Origin of the sequence: Paenibacillus sp. Soil766, assembly GCF_001428105.1 — a bacterium.
Classification (GTDB): Bacteria; Bacillota; Bacilli; order Paenibacillales; family NBRC-103111; genus Paenibacillus_E.
On record NZ_LMSJ01000026.1, the window covers coordinates 1 to 22,025 of the forward strand.

Annotated in this window: 23 protein-coding genes; 19 read left to right on the top strand and 4 right to left on the bottom strand. The window is 44.1% G+C overall.

All coding sequences use genetic code 11. The annotated features are described in order from the left end of the window. Positions 1 to 114: 114 nt before the first annotated feature. From ASG89_RS20470 to ASG89_RS20480, 3 genes are all read right to left on the bottom strand, one after another. A complete protein-coding gene (locus ASG89_RS20470) occupies positions 115 to 531 on the bottom strand; it encodes a hypothetical protein (RefSeq protein WP_057312937.1) in 417 nt (138 codons plus the stop codon). A gap of 12 nt (positions 532 to 543) precedes the next feature. Beyond that, the gene (locus ASG89_RS35745) at positions 544 to 1,587 is read right to left on the bottom strand and encodes a DUF4157 domain-containing protein (protein WP_082593470.1); all 1,044 of its coding nucleotides are present in this window, start codon (positions 1,585 to 1,587) and stop codon (positions 544 to 546) included. 129 nt (positions 1,588 to 1,716) lie between these two features. Beyond that, positions 1,717 to 3,441 carry a methyl-accepting chemotaxis protein gene (locus ASG89_RS20480; RefSeq protein ID WP_057312938.1) on the bottom strand — a complete coding sequence of 575 codons (1,725 nt, stop codon included), beginning with the start codon at positions 3,439 to 3,441 and terminating at the stop codon, positions 1,717 to 1,719. 447 nt (positions 3,442 to 3,888) lie between these two features. Here ASG89_RS20480 and ASG89_RS20485 point away from each other — a divergent pair, with 447 nt between their 5' ends. The 9 genes from ASG89_RS20485 to ASG89_RS20525 all read left to right on the top strand — a co-directional run bounded on the left by ASG89_RS20485 (position 3,889) and on the right by ASG89_RS20525 (position 13,130). Next, a complete protein-coding gene (locus tag ASG89_RS20485; protein WP_057312939.1) occupies positions 3,889 to 5,172 on the top strand; it encodes a glycosyltransferase family 39 protein in 1,284 nt (427 codons plus the stop codon). Next, the gene (locus ASG89_RS20490; protein WP_057312940.1) at positions 5,145 to 5,861 is read left to right on the top strand and encodes a glycosyltransferase family 2 protein; all 717 of its coding nucleotides are present in this window, start codon (positions 5,145 to 5,147) and stop codon (positions 5,859 to 5,861) included. Before ASG89_RS20485 ends, ASG89_RS20490 begins: the two co-directional genes overlap by 28 nt. A 2-nt stretch (positions 5,862 to 5,863) precedes the next feature. Beyond that, positions 5,864 to 6,268, top strand: coding sequence for a DUF2304 domain-containing protein (locus tag ASG89_RS20495; protein WP_057312941.1), 405 nt, complete (start codon positions 5,864 to 5,866; stop codon positions 6,266 to 6,268). Beyond that, complete coding sequence (locus tag ASG89_RS20500; RefSeq protein ID WP_057312942.1) at positions 6,262 to 6,600, top strand: EamA family transporter; 339 nt, start codon at positions 6,262 to 6,264, stop codon at positions 6,598 to 6,600. The genes ASG89_RS20495 and ASG89_RS20500 overlap by 7 nt, the downstream gene beginning before the upstream one ends. Positions 6,601 to 6,605: 5 nt before the next feature. Further along, positions 6,606 to 7,688 carry a GNAT family N-acetyltransferase gene (locus ASG89_RS20505; RefSeq protein ID WP_057312943.1) on the top strand — a complete coding sequence of 361 codons (1,083 nt, stop codon included), beginning with the start codon at positions 6,606 to 6,608 and terminating at the stop codon, positions 7,686 to 7,688. Between the two features lie 43 nt (positions 7,689 to 7,731). Beyond that, positions 7,732 to 8,397 carry a class I SAM-dependent methyltransferase gene (locus ASG89_RS20510; RefSeq protein ID WP_057312944.1) on the top strand — a complete coding sequence of 222 codons (666 nt, stop codon included), beginning with the start codon at positions 7,732 to 7,734 and terminating at the stop codon, positions 8,395 to 8,397. Next, positions 8,390 to 9,241, top strand: coding sequence for a DUF3473 domain-containing protein (locus ASG89_RS20515; protein ID WP_057312945.1), 852 nt, complete (start codon positions 8,390 to 8,392; stop codon positions 9,239 to 9,241). Before ASG89_RS20510 ends, ASG89_RS20515 begins: the two co-directional genes overlap by 8 nt. Positions 9,242 to 9,355: 114 nt before the next feature. Continuing rightward, entirely contained in the window at positions 9,356 to 11,149 is a 1,794-nt protein-coding gene (gene ade, locus ASG89_RS20520; protein WP_057312946.1) for an adenine deaminase, read from the top strand. Between the two features lie 154 nt (positions 11,150 to 11,303). Beyond that, positions 11,304 to 13,130, top strand: coding sequence for an APC family permease (locus ASG89_RS20525; protein WP_057312947.1), 1,827 nt, complete (start codon positions 11,304 to 11,306; stop codon positions 13,128 to 13,130). A 135-nt stretch (positions 13,131 to 13,265) separates the two neighbouring features. Here the strand turns inward: ASG89_RS20525 and ASG89_RS20530 are convergent, their stop codons facing one another. Next, a complete protein-coding gene (locus tag ASG89_RS20530) occupies positions 13,266 to 13,937 on the bottom strand; it encodes a hypothetical protein (protein ID WP_235549853.1) in 672 nt (223 codons plus the stop codon). A gap of 208 nt (positions 13,938 to 14,145) precedes the next feature. Here ASG89_RS20530 and ASG89_RS20535 point away from each other — a divergent pair, with 208 nt between their 5' ends. From ASG89_RS20535 to ASG89_RS20580, 10 genes are all read left to right on the top strand, one after another. Further along, complete coding sequence (locus ASG89_RS20535) at positions 14,146 to 15,222, top strand: HD-GYP domain-containing protein (RefSeq protein ID WP_235549854.1); 1,077 nt, start codon at positions 14,146 to 14,148, stop codon at positions 15,220 to 15,222. After that, positions 15,219 to 15,521, top strand: a complete 303-nt coding sequence (locus tag ASG89_RS20540; RefSeq protein WP_057312948.1) for a helix-turn-helix domain-containing protein — start codon at positions 15,219 to 15,221, stop codon at positions 15,519 to 15,521. Before ASG89_RS20535 ends, ASG89_RS20540 begins: the two co-directional genes overlap by 4 nt. A gap of 212 nt (positions 15,522 to 15,733) precedes the next feature. Next, positions 15,734 to 16,489, top strand: a complete 756-nt coding sequence (locus ASG89_RS20545) for a YveK family protein (protein ID WP_057312949.1) — start codon at positions 15,734 to 15,736, stop codon at positions 16,487 to 16,489. Beyond that, positions 16,470 to 17,141 (top strand): CpsD/CapB family tyrosine-protein kinase, encoded by a 672-nt coding sequence (locus ASG89_RS20550; RefSeq protein WP_082593473.1) that lies wholly within the window; start codon positions 16,470 to 16,472, stop codon positions 17,139 to 17,141. Before ASG89_RS20545 ends, ASG89_RS20550 begins: the two co-directional genes overlap by 20 nt. A 46-nt stretch (positions 17,142 to 17,187) precedes the next feature. Then, positions 17,188 to 18,471, top strand: coding sequence for an efflux RND transporter periplasmic adaptor subunit (locus tag ASG89_RS20555; RefSeq protein WP_057312950.1), 1,284 nt, complete (start codon positions 17,188 to 17,190; stop codon positions 18,469 to 18,471). Positions 18,472 to 18,492: 21 nt separating this feature from the next. Further along, positions 18,493 to 20,208, top strand: a complete 1,716-nt coding sequence (locus ASG89_RS20560) for a hypothetical protein (protein ID WP_057312951.1) — start codon at positions 18,493 to 18,495, stop codon at positions 20,206 to 20,208. A 9-nt stretch (positions 20,209 to 20,217) separates the two neighbouring features. Beyond that, positions 20,218 to 20,421 carry a hypothetical protein gene (locus ASG89_RS20565; RefSeq protein ID WP_157276739.1) on the top strand — a complete coding sequence of 68 codons (204 nt, stop codon included), beginning with the start codon at positions 20,218 to 20,220 and terminating at the stop codon, positions 20,419 to 20,421. Between the two features lie 84 nt (positions 20,422 to 20,505). Beyond that, positions 20,506 to 21,291, top strand: coding sequence for a hypothetical protein (locus tag ASG89_RS20570; RefSeq protein WP_057312953.1), 786 nt, complete (start codon positions 20,506 to 20,508; stop codon positions 21,289 to 21,291). Beyond that, positions 21,291 to 21,560, top strand: coding sequence for a PqqD family protein (locus ASG89_RS20575; RefSeq protein WP_057312954.1), 270 nt, complete (start codon positions 21,291 to 21,293; stop codon positions 21,558 to 21,560). Before ASG89_RS20570 ends, ASG89_RS20575 begins: the two co-directional genes overlap by 1 nt. Beyond that, entirely contained in the window at positions 21,547 to 22,002 is a 456-nt protein-coding gene (locus ASG89_RS20580; protein WP_057312955.1) for a signal peptidase I, read from the top strand. The genes ASG89_RS20575 and ASG89_RS20580 overlap by 14 nt, the downstream gene beginning before the upstream one ends. Positions 22,003 to 22,025: the final 23 nt, after the last annotated feature.

A 22,025-nucleotide genomic window follows, 5' to 3' on the forward strand; every position in this document is an offset into this window, starting at 1 on the left:
ATGAATAGCTTTATTCTTTAATTCTAAATTGAATTTTGACACAAAAAAACTGCACCTCCAATCGTTAGATGGTGTCTAACAATTGGGGTGCAGTTCATACCTTGGGGACTGCTTTTATTCATTCAAAGCATCCTCTAATTCCCATGTATCACCGATGGCACTCACCTTGTAGCAAGAACCCTCTAACGAAATGCAAGCTTCCAACCCAAGCTGCGGAAAGGTCAGCAACCAGCTCTCCTCATTGTTCTCATACTTAATAGGAAGCACGTCATGCAGGTGCCGGATGAAGTCGAAGACATTCGTGTCATCGACTGCCCCCCGTGTGAAATCAATCCAATGACCTGTGACCTTTCTATCGTTCACCGCGGTGAGAAGATCAATAAGCCAAGAAGGAGCAGCTCCTGCTGCATCAAGCTCGTTCTCCGAAATGTGCTCTGCCAAGGCTTGCTTATTAATCGTCTGTGACCCGCCGGCAGTCAATGCTATAGCCAGCTCGTCCAAGAGCTGGCTCAATCGCGCTGAAAACTCCATGCCCTCATCCTCCTAGCTTACTGGAAACATCGTATTGATTTTCAATTTGCCATTGTCTGGCTGAATATCTAATTGAACCTGATCGCAAGTGACCTCTGTGCCATCGCGGAGATAACCGACCCCTGCACCTGGCACGCTGATTACCGTACCCATGCCGACGAGTTTCTGCTTCGGTGCATTCTTGGACACCAAAGTACTGTAAGCACTGGTGAAGGCCGCCTTATGCTTATCATCCGAAACGAATTTCGAGGCGGCTTTGCCCGTTGGCACTTTACTCACCCGACCTGAAGGCGCGGTACCGCTTTTCAATCGTTCGCGTTGTTGTTCTTCCGTCGTATGTGCCCCGTGATCGGCATAAGAATGTCCGCCGCCAGAATCATACGTACTTGGATCATTTGCATCCAGTCCGTCGTACAGGGTGGCAGCTACCTTTTGGATCGTATCCGACGAGGGTGATGTCTCACTACTTACTAAACTATCGTTGTCCGATCTCTTCATTTGCATACGTTCGTCGCCTAGATCAGATGCTTTCGCTCCCATACGATCGGCTTCGGACTCTAATCCATGATCATCATTAATGCCGACGCCACCAGCTTGCTGCGTAGGTGCTACTCTGCCTTGACGCTGCTGGACGACATGCCAAGCCTCATGCGGCAAATGCTGCTCTTGACCAGGTCCTACATGGATGTCATTCCCCTGCGCATAAGCTAAGGCCTGCAACTGAGCAGGTTTATCGGAATTGTAATGCACCTTAACGGAATCCATGGACAGGCCGGACAGATTTTCAACACCTGATTTTAAATGATCGGGCATGCCCGTGTTATTCTTTTTGGTCTGAATAGGTTTCTCGGATGGTGTTGGTGTTGGAGATTGGGATCTAAATAATTGAGCGACGGCGCGATTTCCGATGGTTCTCTGTAGTTGAGCGATATGTGAAGTGGAAAAAGGGGACATGCGATCCGCTGTTCCATTCTGTTTAGCTGAGCTGATAGAGCCAGTCTGCTTATCGTGTTGTTCTGACGATTGGTTATTTCTCACATGTGATTGATAACTCATGTATACAATTCACCGCCCTAAGTAAATGACCTAACTTTCAACAAATTTCCTGTAGTTTCTTTATATTCTAAGGTAAAAGTTACCATTGGACAACAGTGCTAAAGTTGTGTTTATTCCTTGCGATCCACATCAGGATCGGATCTGCGTGCCAGCTTGCGGATATTGAAGTGAATCAGTTCGAAACGACTGTAATCCCTCATGTAGTTCTCGGGCTTCTTCTGTTAGACGCCTCGAGGATACCGTAACCTCATCAAAAGAAGAAAGCTGCTGCTGGCCCATTGCAGAAACCTGTTCCACTTCGAAACTAATTTGCTCGGATCGAGCTCTGACCCCAGCCATTTCCTCACCTAGTTGCTTTATGTTGGCGTCGGCGTCATGAATTTGGATAGAGATGGCACCAAGCTCATTATGAATGTCCATATTCACATTGTGAATGGCTGTGAATGTCATCTTTGCCTGCTGTGCACTCTTATTTCCACGTTCCAGATCTTCCAGTCCCTGCTTCATCTGCAAGCGAATAAACTCAATCCGATCCTGTACTTTGCCTGTCTGCTGCTCCGATTCCTGTGCAAGCTCTTTTGATCTTTGAGCCAGTTCTTTCACCTTCTGAGCGACAACTGCAAAACCTCGACCTGCCTCACCGGACCGGGCTGCTTCAATACTGGCGTTGATAGACAATATATTCGTTTGGGCGGCAATCTCTCGCAGTTGTTTCATCGTACTGTTCAGTTGCTTAAATAAGGTATGCAAGCTGTCCGTATCATGATCTACCTTCTTCATACCTCCAGCGATCTGACCGTATTGATCCATGAATACAGCAATATGATCATCCCCTTTACGAGCGAGTTCTAAGGAATGCTCAGCATGATCGTAGATAATCTCCTGCTTACCGCGAATATCGTGAAAAGCTCGCATGACTTTGTCCACTTCGGTTGCTGCCGTTTCAATCGATTTGGTTTGATATTGTGCGGCCTCTGTAATGGATAATGCCCCCTCTGCAATCTCTGAGCTGGCATCTCGATTCTCCTCCATCGCACGATTAATGTTATTGGAAGAAGTCTGTACTTTCGCATTCATATGCCGGACGGTACCGATCAACGCTAATAAATTTTCAGTCATTCGGTTAAATGAATTGCACAGGTCTCCGATCTCATCACGACTGGAGACAAGGAGACGAGAACCATTCAAATTACCGAGTGCGATAGCGGAAGCGCGCCTGCTGAGTTGTTCAATTGGACGTACGACAATTCCATTAAGCGCCATGATCAGTCCAATGGATACAACTAAAACGAGAACATACATAGCTAAGCTCCATAGTACATCACGCGAGAATTGGTGCGAAATCTTCGTTTGCAACTGACTGCTGGCAATCAGCTTCAAGCGAATCAGCTCTTCTACCTCGTCCTGTACGATCTGTGTCGTATCCATAATGATGTCAAACACAACCTGTTTATCCTCTACTTTGACAGCTTTGTCGAGACTTTGAACCTTATCCCGGAGTGAACTCATTGTATTGGCAACGACATGAATCTGCTCCGCTACGTTGGGATCCTGTTCTCTGCTTCTTAATGTGAGAATACCCTTATCCATCGTATCCAGCAGCTCAAATTGTTTGCCCTGCTTAAATGTTTTTTTGGCATAAAGGATATCTCTCATTTCGGAATCCAGCTCATTTTTCAATTGTCCGTTAATGGCATTCGCTGCGGCAACATCCATGAGCAAGCTGTTATATTGACGAATATAGCCGGAGAACTGCTTGTATTGAAAGAAACTTGCGACCGCTGTCAATAAAATGATGATGATAAACGAAACGACCAGCTGCTTCCGAATCGAAAGATGCTTCCAATTACTCATTAGATACACTCCTCAAGCTGTGGGATGCTTATTAGTAGTAGAGTAGCATCTATAGTTTCGAGCGTCTTTACGATAATCGGCAATACTATGTGTTTTTTCGGCAAAATCAGACAACGATCTTCTAGAGGGAGAGCACTATTGTAGATATCTCAGATTTTTCGAAGCTGAGCAAATACTTCTAGGAGCGCCGCTCCTTTAATGAAATAGGTAGGATAGAGAACCCCTTGTGAAAGGGGTTTTTCTGTTTCTAATAGGATAGTCCAATCCTACGAAATGTCCCTGAAATCTACCATCGAACTAACTCATATAAATAGTTTTTAAAATAGTCCTAAAGAAGCAGGAATCTATCAAGGGATGTCGAAAATTCTAAGATGTTTTCACACTTAAATCACACTTTTTTTACAATTCGTTCACAATTACGTTTGCAGATATGGAGTTGTTAGCAGCATGTATCCATTCCATAGAATTAATCAAATTTATCAGCGATACAAGGATTACGAATGGCTATATATCCTCCCCCTTGTCGTGCTTTCACTAAAGAAGAAATTAGAGTACTACTTCTTCATCTTGAATTCGGAGAAGGGACTTCCGAAATCGGAAGATTCGCAGTGGTATCTGAATTACGCCCACTCCTTGTTAACAGATTTCAAGCTTGGCTTACATATGAATGACCTTCTTTATATGGGCTATAATCTCATTCTCGCCATATTAATAGGTGTGTTTAAGGAAGAACATATTGTTGTTTTTATTCAGGCTGTTACAACGGCATCGTGTGTAATTCTGGTGTACCTCATCACGCTTCGCTTATTTAACCGGATTACCGCTATTGTAGCTTCGTATTTCTATGCAACTTCCTGGCATATAACGGTGTGGTCGATGTACATTCTTTCAGATAGTTTATTTATGAATCTAGTCCTGTTGAATGTGTTTCTTCTTCTGAAAACGCTTGAGAATAACAATAAAGTCATGGGTTCGTTATTCCTCGTTTCTTCGCTTCTCATGCTGGTATTCCGCCCAACGGGTGTTCTGACGCTTGTATTTATTTTCATCTACATAGCACTGAATGTTAAACGAGAACAACCGATCAATTTCCTCAAGAGGCATAGATATAAGTTTGTATGCGCTTTACTACTTGTTTTCACAGCGGTTGGTTTTCTTGTATGGGCCGACAAATTCAATCCACTTCTGACATCTCTACAATATAATGCGAAGTTAGTTTTATACAATATTTATGCCAAAGGTTGGATTTATGACAACCCCTCAGGTCATGACTATTTTTATCATCCCGATTATCGCATTGATATTTTCGGCAGCTTGATCCTAAGCTTTCTTATTCATAATTGGGATCATGTGCTGTTGTTATATGGCAGAAGAGCTCTCGCTTTTATCGGCTGGTGGGTATGGAAGACAGATATACGGAGTGTGGCAGGGGTTATTAAATTATGCAGGGATGTCATCCCGTCACTTCTATTTCTACTCGGAACTTATGCTGCCATCAAGAACAACCTATTTAGGAAAACATCGATTGTTTGGTTAGTTATTGTATCGATATTCATATTTTGTATGGTGTTATTCATGGATAGTATGTATCGATATAAGCTGCCTGCACTACCCTTTATTTGTATCGTCTGCGGGTATGGTGTCGAAAGATTGATCCGCATATTCCTAATCGTTATTAACAAATATGGGGGGAAGTTGCTTCAATGGAACAGAAACAAGCACTCATCGTAATCCCTGCTTATAATGAGCAGAATAATATCCTAAAAGTGATCAGGGATGTGCGTGAGAATCTTCCTAGCTACGATATTGTAGTGATTAATGATTGCTCCAAGGACAATACGTCTGCGATAGCCAAGCAAGCAGGAGACGGCGTCAAAGTGGTGGACCTCTCTTATAATCTAGGGATCGGTGGCGCGGTGCAAACTGGCTTCAAATATGCCGAGAAGAACGGGTATTCCTATATGGTGCAAATTGACGGCGATGGTCAGCACCTTCCCAGAGAGGTAGAGAAGCTATATGCGTGTATGACACAAACGGGGGCGGATATGGTCATCGGCTCTAGATTTCTAGATATTAAATCGTTCCAAACGACGTGGACAAGGCGCCTTGGTATTAAAGTGTTCTATTATTTGTTTCGCTTATTAATTCAGACGAAGATCACCGACGGGACATCAGGGTTTCGTATGTATAATCGCAAGAGTATAGAGCTGTTAAGCCAATTCTATCCGGACGATTACCCAGAGCCAGACGCCATTATTTTGATTAGCAAACATGGACTTCGCATCGGTGAAATCGGCGTTGAAATGAGAGAACGTGAACACGGTGTCTCATCGATAACTCCGATCCAAAGTCCCTATTATATGATGAAAGTAATAATGTCGATCTTATTCTCTTTTACAAGGACAAGGACGAGGTGGTAGGGATGCTAACAAGTGAACATCATCTGTATAGTGTGCAATTAATGGGGGTAGTCTTCAGTTTAATTCTAATGAGTACCGTATTCATGATGGTGAGGGCTAGAAGACTTCGAGAGAAATATGCACTTGTATGGTTTGTGATTGGTATCTTTACGTTGGTCATGTCCTTGTTCACGAATTTGATGGAGTGGTTCTCTAAACTACTCGGCATCGACTATGCGCCATCTGCATTTTTCGCCATTCTGATCGCATCTGCTTATTTGCTCCTGCTGAATACGAGTATAAGCATCTCCGGTTTAAAACTACATAACAAAGCGCTTACCCAGGAACTGGGATTGACGAAGATGAGGCTAGAAGAGCTCGAGAAGAAAAGCAACGAGGGGGAAAAATCATCAAATATATCATGCTAGTTGCCAGTATATTAATGACGGTAGTGGCCAGCACCTTGCTCAAAATTGGTGGTCGATCTGTCAATTTCGAAGGCGGAATTATGACGATTGCCATAGGTTACATGACGACACCATTGATTGTAACCGGCTTTGCCTTCTACGCGCTGGCGGCCTTTATCTGGATTTATTGCCTGTCTCAATTTGACTTAAGCTATGTGACCTTCGTGTCGAGTATTCAATATATTTTTATGATTCTCGTATCGATTATGATTTTCCATGAACAAATTAGCGCCATGAAGTGGGCTGGATGTGTGTTCATTATGATTGGTGTCATTATGTGGTTGAGAGGATAGTCCGCATGTACCGTTGTTTGCCCTATACCGAAGATATGAAGGAAGGTTGGGACCGGCTGGCATGGTCGCAGGGAACCATTTTTCATACATTGTCATTTCGACAGATTCTGCTCGAGACGTTCCGTTATCAATGCTTGTATCATGCTGTGGTTGATCACAATGACCAGATTTGCGCGTTAATTCCATTAACGAGTGGTCGCAACTTAGGACTCAAGAGGGTAGGCGTTTCGCTTCCCTTTGTCAATTATACGGATGTGTGTGCCCTGAATGAGGAAGCCTCGCAATTTGCCCTTGCAGCAATCACGGAGCTGAAGGAAAAATACCGTCTCCATTACATCGAGTTGAGATTCAAGAGCGGGACGATGCTGAGTGAAGGCAAGCACTTGTCTTCGATACGTAAGCATCGGGATGCAGTGCATGGTCAGCTAAACGACATCAATCACACCTTCGTGCTGCCATTAACCAATGAAGATGAGGTTATATCTCTTTCCACTCGTAATAATCGAAACCATATCCGGAAGGTGTATAAGAACAACTGGTTTACGGTTTCTTATGATCAAGGGAATCTGGCAAGATTTCATAAAGTCTATGTTAGGCGTATGAAGCAGTTGGGTTCACCAGCGCAGGATATCGGATTTTTTCAAAGATTCTTCGATTATTTACCCCATCATGCGGTGCTGCAAACCGTTCTAGATGTAGAGACGGGTGAGGTAGCAGGTGGCATGCTGCTATTAATAAGCCCGGGGGATTCAACACTCTATTATCCGTACGGTGCGAACTTGACGACGTATAACCATAAATATCTGAATAACTTTATGTACTGGGAAGCCGTGAAATTTGGGATACGAAGCGGGTTAAAGCAACTTGATCTCGGTCGTTCACAAATCGGTTCAGGGACGTATAAATACAAAGAACAATGGGGGGCAACTGCCGAGCAGCTCACATATTTCGTTATGGGCAGCCCTTCGAAGGAGACGGGTCCACCAGATAAAGAAAAGCTTCGGTTTTTCATAGAACTCTGGAAGGTATTGCCTAACGTAGTGACAGAACCAGTGGGTAAGCAGCTCATTAAGTACCTAATGCCGTAACATACAATCTAGATGTGTCATCTAAAATCGGGGGAAATCGATCATGGCTAATCTTAGCTGGAAGCAGTATTTTGACAAGAGGGCAGAGGTTCATGGAGCTTCTGTACAATCCTCTGATTACTATAATGAGGAAAGCTTCTTTATGCAGCGAAATCATACATTGGGTTGGCTAGGAGAGCTTAACGACAAAGAGATTTTGGATGCCGGCTGTGGTGTAGGTGCCTTTAGTGAGCCTCTTGTTGGGTCAAACACGGTGTATGGGGTGGATTTCTCGGAGAGAAGCCTTGCCTTTGCCGCGGAAAGAGGCCTTCGAACATCGTCGGATGATCTAACGGCTCTTCATTTTGAGGAGGGCAAGTTTGACCTCGTACTGTGTATTGGTGTTATTCAGCTGATCGAATCGTATCGAGCGGTTATCGCGGAATTGGCTAGGGTGACGAAGCCGGGGGGGACGCTGCTCATTGAAACCTTGCACCGGAGGTCATGGCAGAGGAAAGTGCTCCGATTGTTCGAGAAAACCAAAAAATTCGATCGCATGTACGCAATGGATGAACTGAAGAAAGTGTTCATAGAGTACGGATTTGAGCATATAGAATTCTTAAAGATCTATCATCCGTTTCCTTGCGTTTCGAAAGGAAGCGCAGAATGGAAAATGCACGATCGGTTGTGCACATCATTCGCCATTAAGGGGATCAAAAAACATGCCTAATTCCTCAAATGACATAGCAAATCTACTCACTTTTGACATTGAGGAATGGTTTCATGCAAATTATGACCAGGTTACGGCGGACCGAACGAAGGGTTCAAGTTTCCGAGCCCACATGGATACCCTGCTTCAGATGTGCAGCGATGCGGGGTGTAAAGCAACCTTCTTCACACTTGGCTGTATTGGGGAGGATTACCCGGATATCGTGAAGGCCATCGCGCGTGAAGGTCATGATGTCGCCTCTCATGGATATGCCCATGAATTAGCCTATAAGCAAACGAGAGAAGAGTTTCGTGAGGATGTCCAGAAATCAGTTGATATTCTCGAGAATCTAACAGGTACGAAGGTACTCGGATATCGGGCGCCGTCATGGTCGATCGTTGAAAGCAATCTTCACTACCTCGAAGTTCTAGAAGAGATGGGCATCGTGTATGACGCTAGTATTTTTCCTGTGAAAACTTTTCTTTATGGGATTCCTACAGCGAAGAAGGAGATTCATAAGCCAATCGTGAACGGGAGAGAACTTAATCTCTACGAGGTTCCGATGTCTGTTATGCGCGTTGCTGGGAGAAATGTGGGCTATTCCGGCGGCTTTTATTTTAGATTTTTCCCTGAATTCATCATTCGCAAAGCCATTCAATCAGCCAATCGTCAGGGGAAGAGCTCCATTGTTTATCTGCATCCGCGGGAAATTGATTCGAAGGAACATAAGCTGGACCTGCCCAGCAAGGAGCATTTTATTCATTACTACAATATTAAAGGTACCAAAGCTAAGCTTGCAAACATGTTGGAGGCATTCTCCTTTACATCCATTGCGGAGCATTTGAAAAAGCAGTATACAAGTTGAAATTAGTGGGTATCCATTAGAGGAGATAGTTATAAGTTGCTCAGACATACATTAGAATGTACATTTCATTTATGGTTTGAAATGCATGCTCATGTAGGAAGGAGAACGAAACCTATGACATATACCTCGAATAGAAATAAACTTACTAACGTTAGTCGCATACTGGCTAAAGTTGCCTTGGGAGCAGAAGCTGCTGATCTAGTTATTCAAAATGGTACTGTAGTCAATGTGCATTCCGGTGAGCTAATTGCCGATCTGGATGTCGCGATTGCTGCGGGACGAATTGCTTATATCGGAAAAGCAGACCATACCATCGGGGACAAGACGGTCGTGATCGATGCAAAAGGGCAATATTTGGTGCCAGGCCTGCTGGACGGCCACATGCATGTAGAAAGCACGATGCTTTCCGTGACGGAATTTGCCAAAGCGGCGATTGTCAAAGGGACGACGGGGATTTTCATGGACCCGCATGAGATAGCGAATGTATTCGGCTCAGAAGGGGTCAGGCTCATGCACGAAGAGGGGCAGCCCCTGCCGCTCAAAGTCTTCACGACCTTCCCTTCCTGTGTGCCAGCAACGAATGATTTGGAAGATGGCGGCGCTGTCTTAGAGGTAACTAATATTCAAGCGGGACTGCAGTGGGACAATGTGGTGGGGCTGGGGGAAGTGATGAATTTCCCAGGTGTTGTATACGGAGATCCCAAAATGTGCGGAGAAATCGAAGCTACACTGCAAAGCGGGAAAACCGTAACGGGGCATTTCCCGAGTGACGATGATCGGATGCTGCAAGCGTATCTCGCATCTGGTGTTACGTCGGATCACGAGACAGTAACCCGAGAGCAAGGTCTGCATAAAGTTCGCATGGGGATGCATCTCATGATCCGGGAAGGCTCTGCTTGGCATGATGTCAAAGAGGTCATCAAGATTGTCACCGAGGATGGCGTCAATACGTCCAATATCTCACTCGTTACCGATGATGTGAATCCGCAGACACTCGTGGAGAAAGGGCATCTCAATCATGTTGCACGGCGCGCGATGGAAGAAGGTGTTCCTCCAGTCACCGCGATCCAAATGGTCACGATCAATGTGGCGCGCTATTTTAAGCTGGAGCATGATGTGGGATCGATCACTCCTGGGAAATGTGCAGACATCCTATTGATGGAAGACCTGCAGAAGATGGAGCCTTCCATGGTCATTACGGATGGGCAAGTCATTGCGGAGCAAGGGAAGCTGGCAGTTGAATTCCCCGTGTTCACATACCCGGCTCATATTCGTAATTCGATGAATATGAAGCGGGAGCTGACAGTGGAGGACTTTAAGTTTAAGGCGGCTGCGGCGCAGGAGAAAACGAAGGTCAATGTGATCCGCGTGATCGAAAATAGTGCCAGAACCGAGAAGGTGACAGCGGAGCTCGCCATTGGGCAAGGCATTATCCTGCCGGATGTGAAGCAAGATATTGTTCGCTTAGCTTGTATTGAACGGCATCGAGGTACAGGTCAGATATCACTTGCTTTTGTCCATGGCTTTGGTGTGAAGTCTGGTGCGGTGGCCTCTACGGTGGCCCATGACAGTCACAATCTGCTCGTGATGGGGATCGATGAAGTGGACATGGCGTTCGCTGCGAATGAGCTTGTGAAGCTTGGCGGCGGCATGATTGTTGTGGAAAATGGCAAAGTGCTAGCCCAGGTCCAGATGACCATTGCAGGCCTTATGTCAGAGAAGACACTGCCTGAAGTCGTCAAGGAAGTCGCCCAGATGGACAAAGCATGGCGACACATTGGCTGTACCATGAACGCGCCGTTCATGACGTTTTCCCTCATCGCGCTGCCTGTCATTCCGGAGATTCGCATTTCAAATCGGGGGCTAGTGGATGTGACCCAGTTTAAGCTGATTGATGTGGCGTATTAGCATTCGGAACCGTGACCAATCATAGAACCTTATCTGAACATTAGAACATGATTCTAATGTTCTTTGTTTTGTGTTGTGTTTCCATTATTTATAATGGATTTCTATGAATTGGACAAACTAAAACGAACTTATCAATCAAGGTGGTGTACACACATTGTTGACTGATTTGAAGCGTTTGTTAATAGGCCAGCCCTTGAAGTCCCATGAATTAGGCGAACAGAAGTTAAATAAAAAGAAAGCGTTGGCCATTCTTTCCTCAGATGCACTCTCTTCTGTAGCTTATGGCCCAGAGCAGATTCTACTTGTCTTAATAACGATTAGCGCAGCAGCGTTCTGGTATACCATCCCTATCGCTTGCGGTGTTCTGTTTCTCTTAGTTGCCCTAGTCCTCTCCTATCGGCAAATCATTTATGCGTACCCCCAAGGGGGAGGCGCCTATGTCGTCTCGAAAGAGAACCTCGGCATGAACGCCGGATTGTTTGCGGGCGGATCCTTATTGGTCGATTACATCCTGACTGTAGCCGTAAGTATATCCGCAGGTACGGATGCGATAACGTCAGCTTTTCCAAGTTTGCACAGCTACACAGTACCGATTGCACTGGCACTAGTCTTGTTTATTACGATCCTCAATCTTCGCGGAATCACGGAATCGGCCTCTATTCTGGCGTATCCCGTGTATTTGTTTGTGGTCGCGTTGTTTATCCTAATTGGTATTGGTTTGTTTAAAATACTTACTGGTCAAATTTCTCCTGATTTGCATACCCCTTTGGGGACACCTGTTGCGGGCATTTCCTTATTCATATTGCTAAGAGCCTTCTCCTCAGGCAGCTCGGCATTAACCGGGGTTGAGGCGATATCCAATGCGATTCCTAATTTCATGACACCAGCCCCGAAAAATGCTTCCAAAACGTTGATGGCCATGGGCATGTTACTAGCGATTTTGTTCGCAGGCATCATCTATTTGGCCTACTACTACGGCATAGCGCCGCGCGAGAAGGAAACGGTCGTTTCTCAGATTGCAGCCGTTACATTTGGCCGAGGACTGATGTATTATATCGTCCAAGGCACAACCGCGATGATTCTTGTTCTCGCCGCGAATACGGGCTATTCCGCATTTCCTTTGCTCGCGGTTAATCTGGCCAAAGATAAGTTTATCGCCAGAATGTTTACGATGCGCGGCGACAGATTAGGCTATTCGAACGGGATCATCTTCCTAGCTGTTACCTCCATGTTATTAATCATTGTGTTTAAAGGGCAAACGGAGCAGTTAATTCCTCTCTACGCTGTCGGTGTGTTCATCCCCTTTACGCTTGCACAGACAGGCATGCTGGTGAAATGGTTGCGGGAGAAACCGAGAGGTTGGCTGCTCAAATTAACGGTCAACTTGGTAGGAGCATTCATGAGTTTCATCGTGATGATGATCTTCTTTATCACTAAGTTTGGACAAGTCTGGAGCGTACTTGTCTTCCTGCCGCTCATCGTGTTCATTTTTCATCAAATTAAAAAGCATTACGACGCGATCGCTGAACAATTACGACTAACCTCTTGTGAACCTGCCATCCCGATTGAGGGCAATGTCATGATTGTACCTGTTGCTGGGTTCACACATGTGGTGGAGAATTCGTTGAACTATGCCAAATCGCTTTCACCTGATCAAATTATTGCGGTGTATGTGGCTTTTGAACGGGATGATGAGAAAAAGTTTGAAGAAAAATGGCAGAAGTGGCAGCCAGACGTACGTTTAGTCACGCTGCATTCCCATTATCGAAGCATTGTTCATCCGCTGACCAAATTCATTGATACGGTTGAACATAAGGCCTCGGAGTCTAATTTCCGGGTAACCGTGATCATCCCTCAGTTTATACCTAAGAAAAACTGGCATAACATCCTGCACAATCAATCCAGCTTGTTGATCAGGGCCTTCCTGCTGCGTAAACGGAACTTGGTTGTGACGACCGTGCCGTATCATTTGAAAAAGTAGGCTGAGAGGGAGGCGGATTGCACCATCGGCCCAGAATACGCACCTCGGCGGGCGGGGAAGTCGATTATTTTCTGCAAAAAAACCAGTTAACATCCGCAAAATGGGATGTTAACTGGTTTAATTTGTATTAAGCAATTAACAAGTAAAGGAGTCGATAAAGCGCAAATCAATCCCGAAGAACATCCAAGAGAATCCGGTCCAACGGAATCCAGAAATCGATGTCCGGCCAACGAACACTGGGAAATACCAGTATTGTTGTCCATTGCTTTGCCAGATATATGTGAATCTGAATAGGCAGCGTGAGATACCGCCTGGATCTACAGCGTAAACACCAGGTGCTTTAAGTGGCTTAGCGGGAATCTGGGATGGTGGCGCTGAGGTTGGTGGTTGATATCCGCCTTGCCCCGGTCCTGGCCCTGGTCCTGGAGGTGGAAATCCTGGTCCTGGTCCACCTGGGAAACCGCCTGGTCCACCTGGAAATCCTGGAACACCCGGGAAACCGCCCGGACCGCCAGGGAACCCTGGTCCACCTGGGAATCCACCCGGTCCACCGAAACCGCCTTGCCCACCTGGGAAGCCAGGCATCATGCCGCCAGTCCCTGGGAAGCCTGGGATGCCGAAGCCACCTAGGCCACGTGGATCATAGGCGGGTACCCAGCCGTAGTATTGGGGTACGGGATAGCCGTAAGGGTATGGCGTATCTTGTGGATAATAAGCTGTCGGATAGTCGGATTCCGTTGCCGCGCTTTGTGAAATCTCCGTTTCAAGCTCTACATCGCGCAGTTCTTGTTTTTTGTTCGAAGCCATTCGTGAAGTCCTCCTTAGGTAAAAGCGGATTGTCGATACTTACTATATGCAGGAGGATAGACGGATGTCACGGATAGCAAATAACAAAATAAACAAAAGTAAAGGAGCGCTAGTCCTATTAGGAATGCTATAATAGGGAGGAATGGGAAAATTAACCTAGACTATTTTGTCGAAATATAGGTTATTATTCCCATATAAGCAAAGTAACATGTCGTATATAATAGAAATTGGTACGATTTTGAAATTAATGGAGCGGGATTTCTTGAGAGACCTATTGGGTAAACGATTAAGATATGATGTGACAACAAGCTATGGGCTAGTCTTAGTTCCTATCCATACCGTTCTCAATCAAGAGCATTTGGACTTATTTAAGCAGCATCGCATTGATACGATGGATATCGTAACCACGACTATGCCCGATGGCCAGACGCAATCTCCACCTGCTCATGACGCGAATCGTCTTGTTCAAAAAGCGACGGAATATGCCAAAGACTTATTCGAACGTATTCAAACGCAAAAGAAAATACCGCTGCTTGAAATTAAATCAGAATTAATTCCTATCGTCCAGCAAGCGGCAGAAAATCCGGATCTTTTTCAATTATTTCAAGCCGTCAAAGCGAAGGATGAATACACCCACCAACATAATATTGGCGTGGGCATACTTTCGACGCTTATTGGCAAATGGATGGACCTCGCAGAGACAGAAGTCGCACTTCTATCTTTAGCAGCAACCATGCATGATGTGGGCAAAATCAAAATATCTCAAGAAATTCTAATGAAGCCGGGCAAATTAACGACGGAAGAATATGAAGAAATTAAGAAACACACGATTCTTGGCTACAATATGCTGCGTGAAACAGTAGGCATTAACTATCGTGTAGCATTGGTTGCCCTCCAGCATCATGAGCGAGCAGATGGCACAGGGTATCCTCTGCAGCTGCAGGATAGTCAACTGGATAAAATGAGCCGTATTGTAGCTGTAGCAGATGTATTCCACGCGATGTCATCGAAGAGGCCCTATCATGAAATGATGCCTTTTCACGAAGTCGTCAGTCGCTTAAGGAAAGGATTCTTCGGCGAATTAGATCCGCATATTGTATCCGTTTTTTTACAAAATATCATTTGCAATCTAGTAGGCCGTCAAGTGCTGCTCACAGATGGCCGCTGGGGCGAAGTCGTCTATATTAATCCAACAGATGATACGCATCCGCTCGTCAAAATCGAAAATTCCTTTCTTGATCTCAGTCGAGAAAGACACATTCATATAAAGGAAGTTGTCATATGAAGCCAATGATCTCAGAAAAGTCAGACGTATTACTTCAATTTTATTCCAACTATGGTCTAACCCAACGTGAAATCGAAATCGTTTCTTTGCTTGCTACATATGGTTATACCAATAAGGAAATTGCCGAAAATTGCTGTATCAGTGAGAAAACAGTGAAAATTCACCTTGCCAATATTATGGGGAAAATCGGTATTGGCTCCATGCGGAAGCTGCTTGCTTTGCTGTTGCAGCAAGCGCTGCTAGTTTCAAGATTAGGTGCGGGTGAGCCAGTCCGCGTAGCATCGATGGGAATGAGATAATCAAGGAGATTTATCAAGTAAAAGCAGCCTTTCCTCTAGGAGGAAGCGCTGCTTTTTGCATTCTAAAGCTCGTTTTAAATTGATACGATTTGGAACTTAAAAACGATAATATTGTATTGACATGATACGAAAAGTATCTTAAAGTAAGAGTAACAATTAAGATACAAATAGTATCATAACAAGTCGCAACAGACTTCTAACGGAGGGGAATCATGGAAATTAATTTTAAGGAATATTTGATGGTTATAAAGAAGCGATGGTGGCTTATCGTTATTGTCGTTTTTATTTGTACCTTCCTCACAAGTATGTATACAACTTCGAACTATGTTCCAATTTATCAGGCATCAACGAAATTAATCGTGAATAAAACATTTGAGCAGGACCAACTGGGTACGGAGCAGATCGATTATGGTGCGATTGGAGTGAACATGGCGCTCATCAATACCTACAAAGAAATCATTAAAACACCAGCTATTATGGACAAAGTTGTCCAACGTTATCCTGATTTACGAGTGTCAACGGATCAATTAATTTCAATCGTCAACGTGACGAATTTGAATGATACGCAAGTGATGTCGATTGTCGTGAGACATTTCTCACATGAAAGAGCGGTTGGTATCGCCAACGCGGTCTCCGATGTGTTCCAAACCGAAATCCCACATATCATGAAGGTGGATAATATTACGATTCTGAATCGAGCCAAAGTTCAGGACAATCCTACGCCTGTGAATCAGAAGTCGAATCAATATATCATCTTAAGCTTTGTTGCTTCCATGGCTGCTACAATTGGTATCATTTTGCTGCTGGATGCGTTAGATGATACGTTAAAAACGGATGAGGATATTCGACAAGTTTTCGAAACTTCTACCTTAGCCTACATACCGAAAGCAAAGAAGATGAAATTGAAACGAAAAAATAAATTAAGTAAAAAAGCCGAGGAAATTCCATATGCGAAAACTATCTACTAATTCTACATCAGTCGCCTTGAAGCAAATTCTCCATAACTCCTCTACTTCAGAAGCTTACCGCTCATTGAGATTTAATATTGAATGCTCGGTATTTGGTCGTGAGGCCAAGACCATTACCATCACTTCAGCAAGTCGGGGTGAGGGGAAGACAACAACTGCGGTTCAACTAGCAGTCGCTTATGCTCAGATTGGAAGTAAGGTTATGCTGCTAGATGCGGATCTGCGAAATCCTTCGATTCACGCGGTATTTGGCGTTGAGCCTAGTCAGGGGTTAACCAACTATCTGGAAGGACAGATTTCCATTAATGAAATGGTGCGAGAGACAATCGTAGAGAATCTCGAATTAATCCCGTCAGGATCCAGGACACAGAATCCTTCAGGTTTGTTAGCCTCTAAGTTAATGGATACGCTGCTCGCAACGCTGAAAGAGAACTATGATATTGTCATCATTGACACCTCCTCGCTATTGACAATTACGGATGCCAAAATTATGGGGTCCAAGAGCGATGGTGTCCTTCTCATTGTAGAACATGGCAAAGTCAAACGCGACATTGCGAAGAAAGTGAAAGAAGAGCTTATGTTAGCGAATATAAAGTTGATTGGTGTTGTGCTCAATGAAGTGAAAGACAACCAGGCAGATGCTTATCTCTAATCACTTCTTTTGAAAAAATAAAGTAAGGGGAGAGAGTTTATAGCAAATGAGACAAAAAAGAAGAAAGCCACAGCCGCGAACTGTAAGAATTGCTTCTATTTTAATGCTCAGTATTGGAATTTTGGCTGGATGTTCGGACACAGCGATCGAGAATACAGACGCAACTTCAGTCTATACGGATCAAGCGCAACAAGCAGTTAGAGTGTTCAAAGTGATTAAACAGAAAATCGGAGATTCGACAGAGCGTGTGGCAGAAGTACAATTTTCTGCTCAATTTAAAATAATGGCTAAAACAACGGGTGAAATCGAGCAAATCATGAAAAAGCGTGGCGACATGATTCAAGAAGGCGATACCATTCTGAAGTTAAAATCTAACGAAATTCTTGCCGCACGTGAACTAGCAGTGGCAAACGTTAAAGCGCTGCAGGACGCGATTGAAAAAGCAAGAATTAGAGGACAAAAAGAAACGGATGCTCAGAAATCTGAATTAAATAATTCCATTCAAAAAATGGAGCTAGGGATGGCTACACTTCTCCGCAGCTACAATAAAATGAAGAATGACTTTGATATTGGTTTGGCAACCAAAGCTCAGCTGTACCAAATGGAAACCCAGATGATGAATGCTCGGATGGATCTAGATCAAATGAAGGTTAAATTACAAACATTTGACCCCATTGATCTGACAATGGAAATGGAGTCGCAACTGAAAGCTGCAAAACTTACCCTGCAGCAGGTTGAGCAATCGTCCCAGAATCTTGAAGTAAAAGCGACCGTCAGCGGGCTTATGACAGAAATGCCATTTGAAGCGGGAATGGGCATTCAAGCAGGAGCTCAAATTGCTATGATTCAAAGGCTGGATCCTATTAAAATTAAGTCCCAGCTATCAGATGAAGAGATGAAGCTAGCTAGTGGGAAGTCGGAGATGTCGTACTTACTTCCTAACAACAAAACGAAGTATCAAGGGGCTATTAGCTATCTCTCGAAAGTTATCGATCCTGAATCGAAAGCGTATGAAATTAATCTGGAAGTACCTAACAAGGATCTTCTCTTGAAGCCAGGGATGAAGTTGAAGCTTCAGCTGTCGGAGGAGAAAGATCTGATTGTGTTGACAGTACCGACCTATAGCATTGTTAGAGAAGGCGATAATGCTTATGTGTATGTACTCTCGGGTGATACCGTTGAGAAACGTAACATTCAGCTGGGCAGACTAAACGAACCTAAGCAAGAGGTGCTTTCTGGTTTGAAGGAAGGCGAAATGGTTGTGAAAACCAATCCTAGCGCATTAATGGATAAAGCGAAAGTTCAAGTAGCGGCAGTTGAAGAGCAATAAATAAAAATGGAGTGACTTTATTTGAAAATTCATTGGAAAAAAACAACGATAATGTTCATCCTAGCTGCCTCTCTGGTCATTCCATCGGCATCCTTTCATGTTGCTGCGGATGAGAAGTATTCACAATCCTACACACTTAGTCGTTACCAGTTAACAGATTCTCTGCAAGTTGATGTTAAAAGCGTATTGAATGAACCTACTTCAGAGGGAACTAAAATTGGTGCTGTTATTCGTTACTATAACGCAGGAGAACGCTTAGTCGGTGTTCCTGAATATGAAGTTCGTGTCAAAACGAATGAGGGCTTGGAATACATTATGCGTCCTAGTCTTGCGAATGCGAGAAATATTCAGCCGAAAGAAACCATCGAGCTTAGTTATTGGAATGTTATAGATCGCTATGACGTATTTGCCTTAGATGAGCTTTCGTGGTCGGATGTAGATGAATTCGTCTATCCGAAGGAAGAGAAGCGAATTATCTCTTTGCCTATCACAGATCTAGAGTGGAAAGGGGATAAAGCGAATCTTTCAGACCCTGCTCAAATCAAGCAGTGGCAAGATACATTCACAATCCCTATGCTTACGGACCAAATCCAATATCAACCTGTGAGCTTGAATGAACAGAATACATCTAATGGGATCAAAACGGTAGTCGGTTTCCTTGCAACCAACATGGGAGACAAGCCAATTACCGTACCTGATTTTCGAATAAATGGGAAGTCTGGGAATAAAGTATTTAATGGTGAAAGACTGGAACAAGACGAGTTGGTTCTAGATCCAGGTGAGAAAAATTATGTGCATTATGCCATACCGGTCAAGAGTCGATCCGAGTTGAAGAACTTAACGGTGCTAACACCGGAGGAGTATGTAGCAGATGATAAAACGCATATCACCTACACAATCGGCAGACTGATGATCAATTTAGTAGGAGCAACCAATTCAACACGATTACCGAGCCCTTCGGGGACATATGAGTTGAATAAACCGATTCAGTTCGATCCCATCAGTCAATTGATCCAATCGGATATTGAGGTATCCATGGTAGATCTGAATATGAGTGAGAGCGCAGGCGGCGGCTTCAAATCTGTGGTTGCCAAGTTTAAAATGCTGAATAAAAGTGGCGATTCCGTCCCAGTGCCTTCATTCCAAACTGTATTGACGATTGCTAATGGCAAAAAGTTCTCAGGAACTAGGCAAGACACGAAGGTAAATATGCTGATCCCTAATATTAGCTACGTTATCTACTATACGTATATTGTGCCAAACTCGGAGACAGGCGAGAGGCTAACGATGGAGATTCTGGATGGCAAAAAGGTTGAGCCGTATAATTTCACTATCGCCGCGTTCAAGACGAAGGTTGTGGATTCGACTGACGGTACCCTCGCTTTCTATCCATTCCATGTCCAATTAATTGACACGTCAAAGACAACTAGCTTCAATGTAGGAAAAGGAGCTAATTATTCCTATACGTTGGGTCTAGATTTTGATATTAAGCTGCAGGATGAAGTTGTCGTGGATCAGAGCTTCTCCAAACTGAGAGTAGAGGTAGCAGATGAGTCGAATCGCATTATGGCGTCGAAAGTGTTCTCGTTCATAGATGAGAAAAAACTGGTGAGCGGCAACGAAATCATTAGTTTCGATGCAGACCGCTTAGAAAGTACGTTAAACCTTCGACTTTATGAAGTGATCGATACCCCATTCGGAGAAGTAAGAAGACTAATGCAAACGGTGAAACGATAGGAGAGAAGAATGATGGAAAATGAGTCTATGAAACAAAAAGTGTATTCACCACCCATGGTATTAAGCCAGCAACCGGTAAGGTTTGAAACCGCTCAAAGTTGGAATAAAGGCCATGGTAATCTGAAACATCCTGGAAAAGGTAATGGTGGGATTAACTATCCGAATCCTCCCTATACAGGACCGCACAATGGAAAAGGAAATGGTAAGCCCTAGGAATAGTCATTCTGTGGAGGTCGACGAAAGGCTGAATGGTGCAAGTTGGCCTCCCCTATTATTGAAGTCTTGAGGAGTAGAAGTATGGAACTCATTTATACAACCATTGGTGAGCATTGTATTCAAGTTCAGAGCCAGTCGAATAAAATCATAGATTGGATCCGAAGGAATTTCGCAATTATACCCGCATCACCGCATACCCCGCATCTAAGGATTCGGCTTTATGAAGGGTATGGTGTTCCTTTTGTAAATTACGAGGTATCCATTAAACAGGAAGAGAACAATCAGATTGTCTATCGGAGGTCTGATTACCTCATCGTGGTTGATAGTGATTATCGTGAAGCATCGATCTCTGTGCACAATGAATTGGCATTAAAGCATGCGTTCATGAATCTGTACAGCTCATTTCTCGTGTATACAGGGTGGGGACTACTCATTCATTCCTCGTGTGTGATCGAGAATGATAAGGCTTATTTGTTCGCTGGTCACTCGGGCGCTGGCAAATCAACCGCTGCGAAATTATCTGATCCTCGTGAGCTTCTCTCTGATGAAGCTACCATTGTCAAAATTACACCAGATGCTATAACAGTGTTTGACTCACCTTTTCGAAGCGAATTATCTCGATCAGGAAGTAAAGAGAAGAGTCCGCTTGCAGGAATTTATTTATTGAATCAATCTTCTTCTAATCACATGGTAGCACTTAGTAAGTCAGATGGTTTTCTCCAACTCGTCGATAAAGTATTTTATTGGCCGCACCGCATGGAAGAAACGGTTCATATCCTGCATATGTTACTGGATTTGGCCAGAGCAGTCTCGATTTGCGAATTGCATTTTCAGAAAAATGATACATTTTGGGAGTTGATCTCGTAATGACACAATATGTAAGAATGAATAATTATGAGTCTATTGAGCTTGATGTGGAATGGATTATTCTTAATACGGATGAGTATACGTTAACGAAGTTAAATGGTGTGGGTGGATTCTGCTGGTCACTGCTCGGCACTGCACAAACCATAGATACAATTGCCGATGCGGTCCGCAATGAATTCCAGTCGGTTCATAGCGATGTGGAAACTGATGTTGAACTATTTTTGCATGATATGATGAATCGAGGTCTTGTTCAGCTTGCAGGATCATAAGGATATCGATCAGGTCATTGCGCTAACCATGGAGAAACGAGGTTGGATTGATCTGCCTGCGCAAGGTATGAGTATGTATCCTTTTATTAAAAAGGGGGATATTTGTAGGTTTATCCGCGTAGAAGCATCACGCTTGAAGAAGGGAGATATTCTCTTATTTCGAGCCGGGCACGGTCATTTAATCGCCCATCGGTTGTCCCGTATCGTGATGAACAATCAACAACCCCATTATCTGTGCAAAGGTGATACGAATGTAACGTATGACGAATGGATTTCACAGGATCAGATCATCGGACGACTCATTTGGAAAAACCGCAATGGTCGGCTTATTCAATTTACGAATCTAGCTTCAAGTACTTGGGGCTGGGCTATACTTACACTCCCTCAGTTATCGCGGTTAGTTCAATTCTATTTGGTTCGAAGTAAACTTGCGAAATCGTAGAATAGGTATGGAGTGTCGATGAG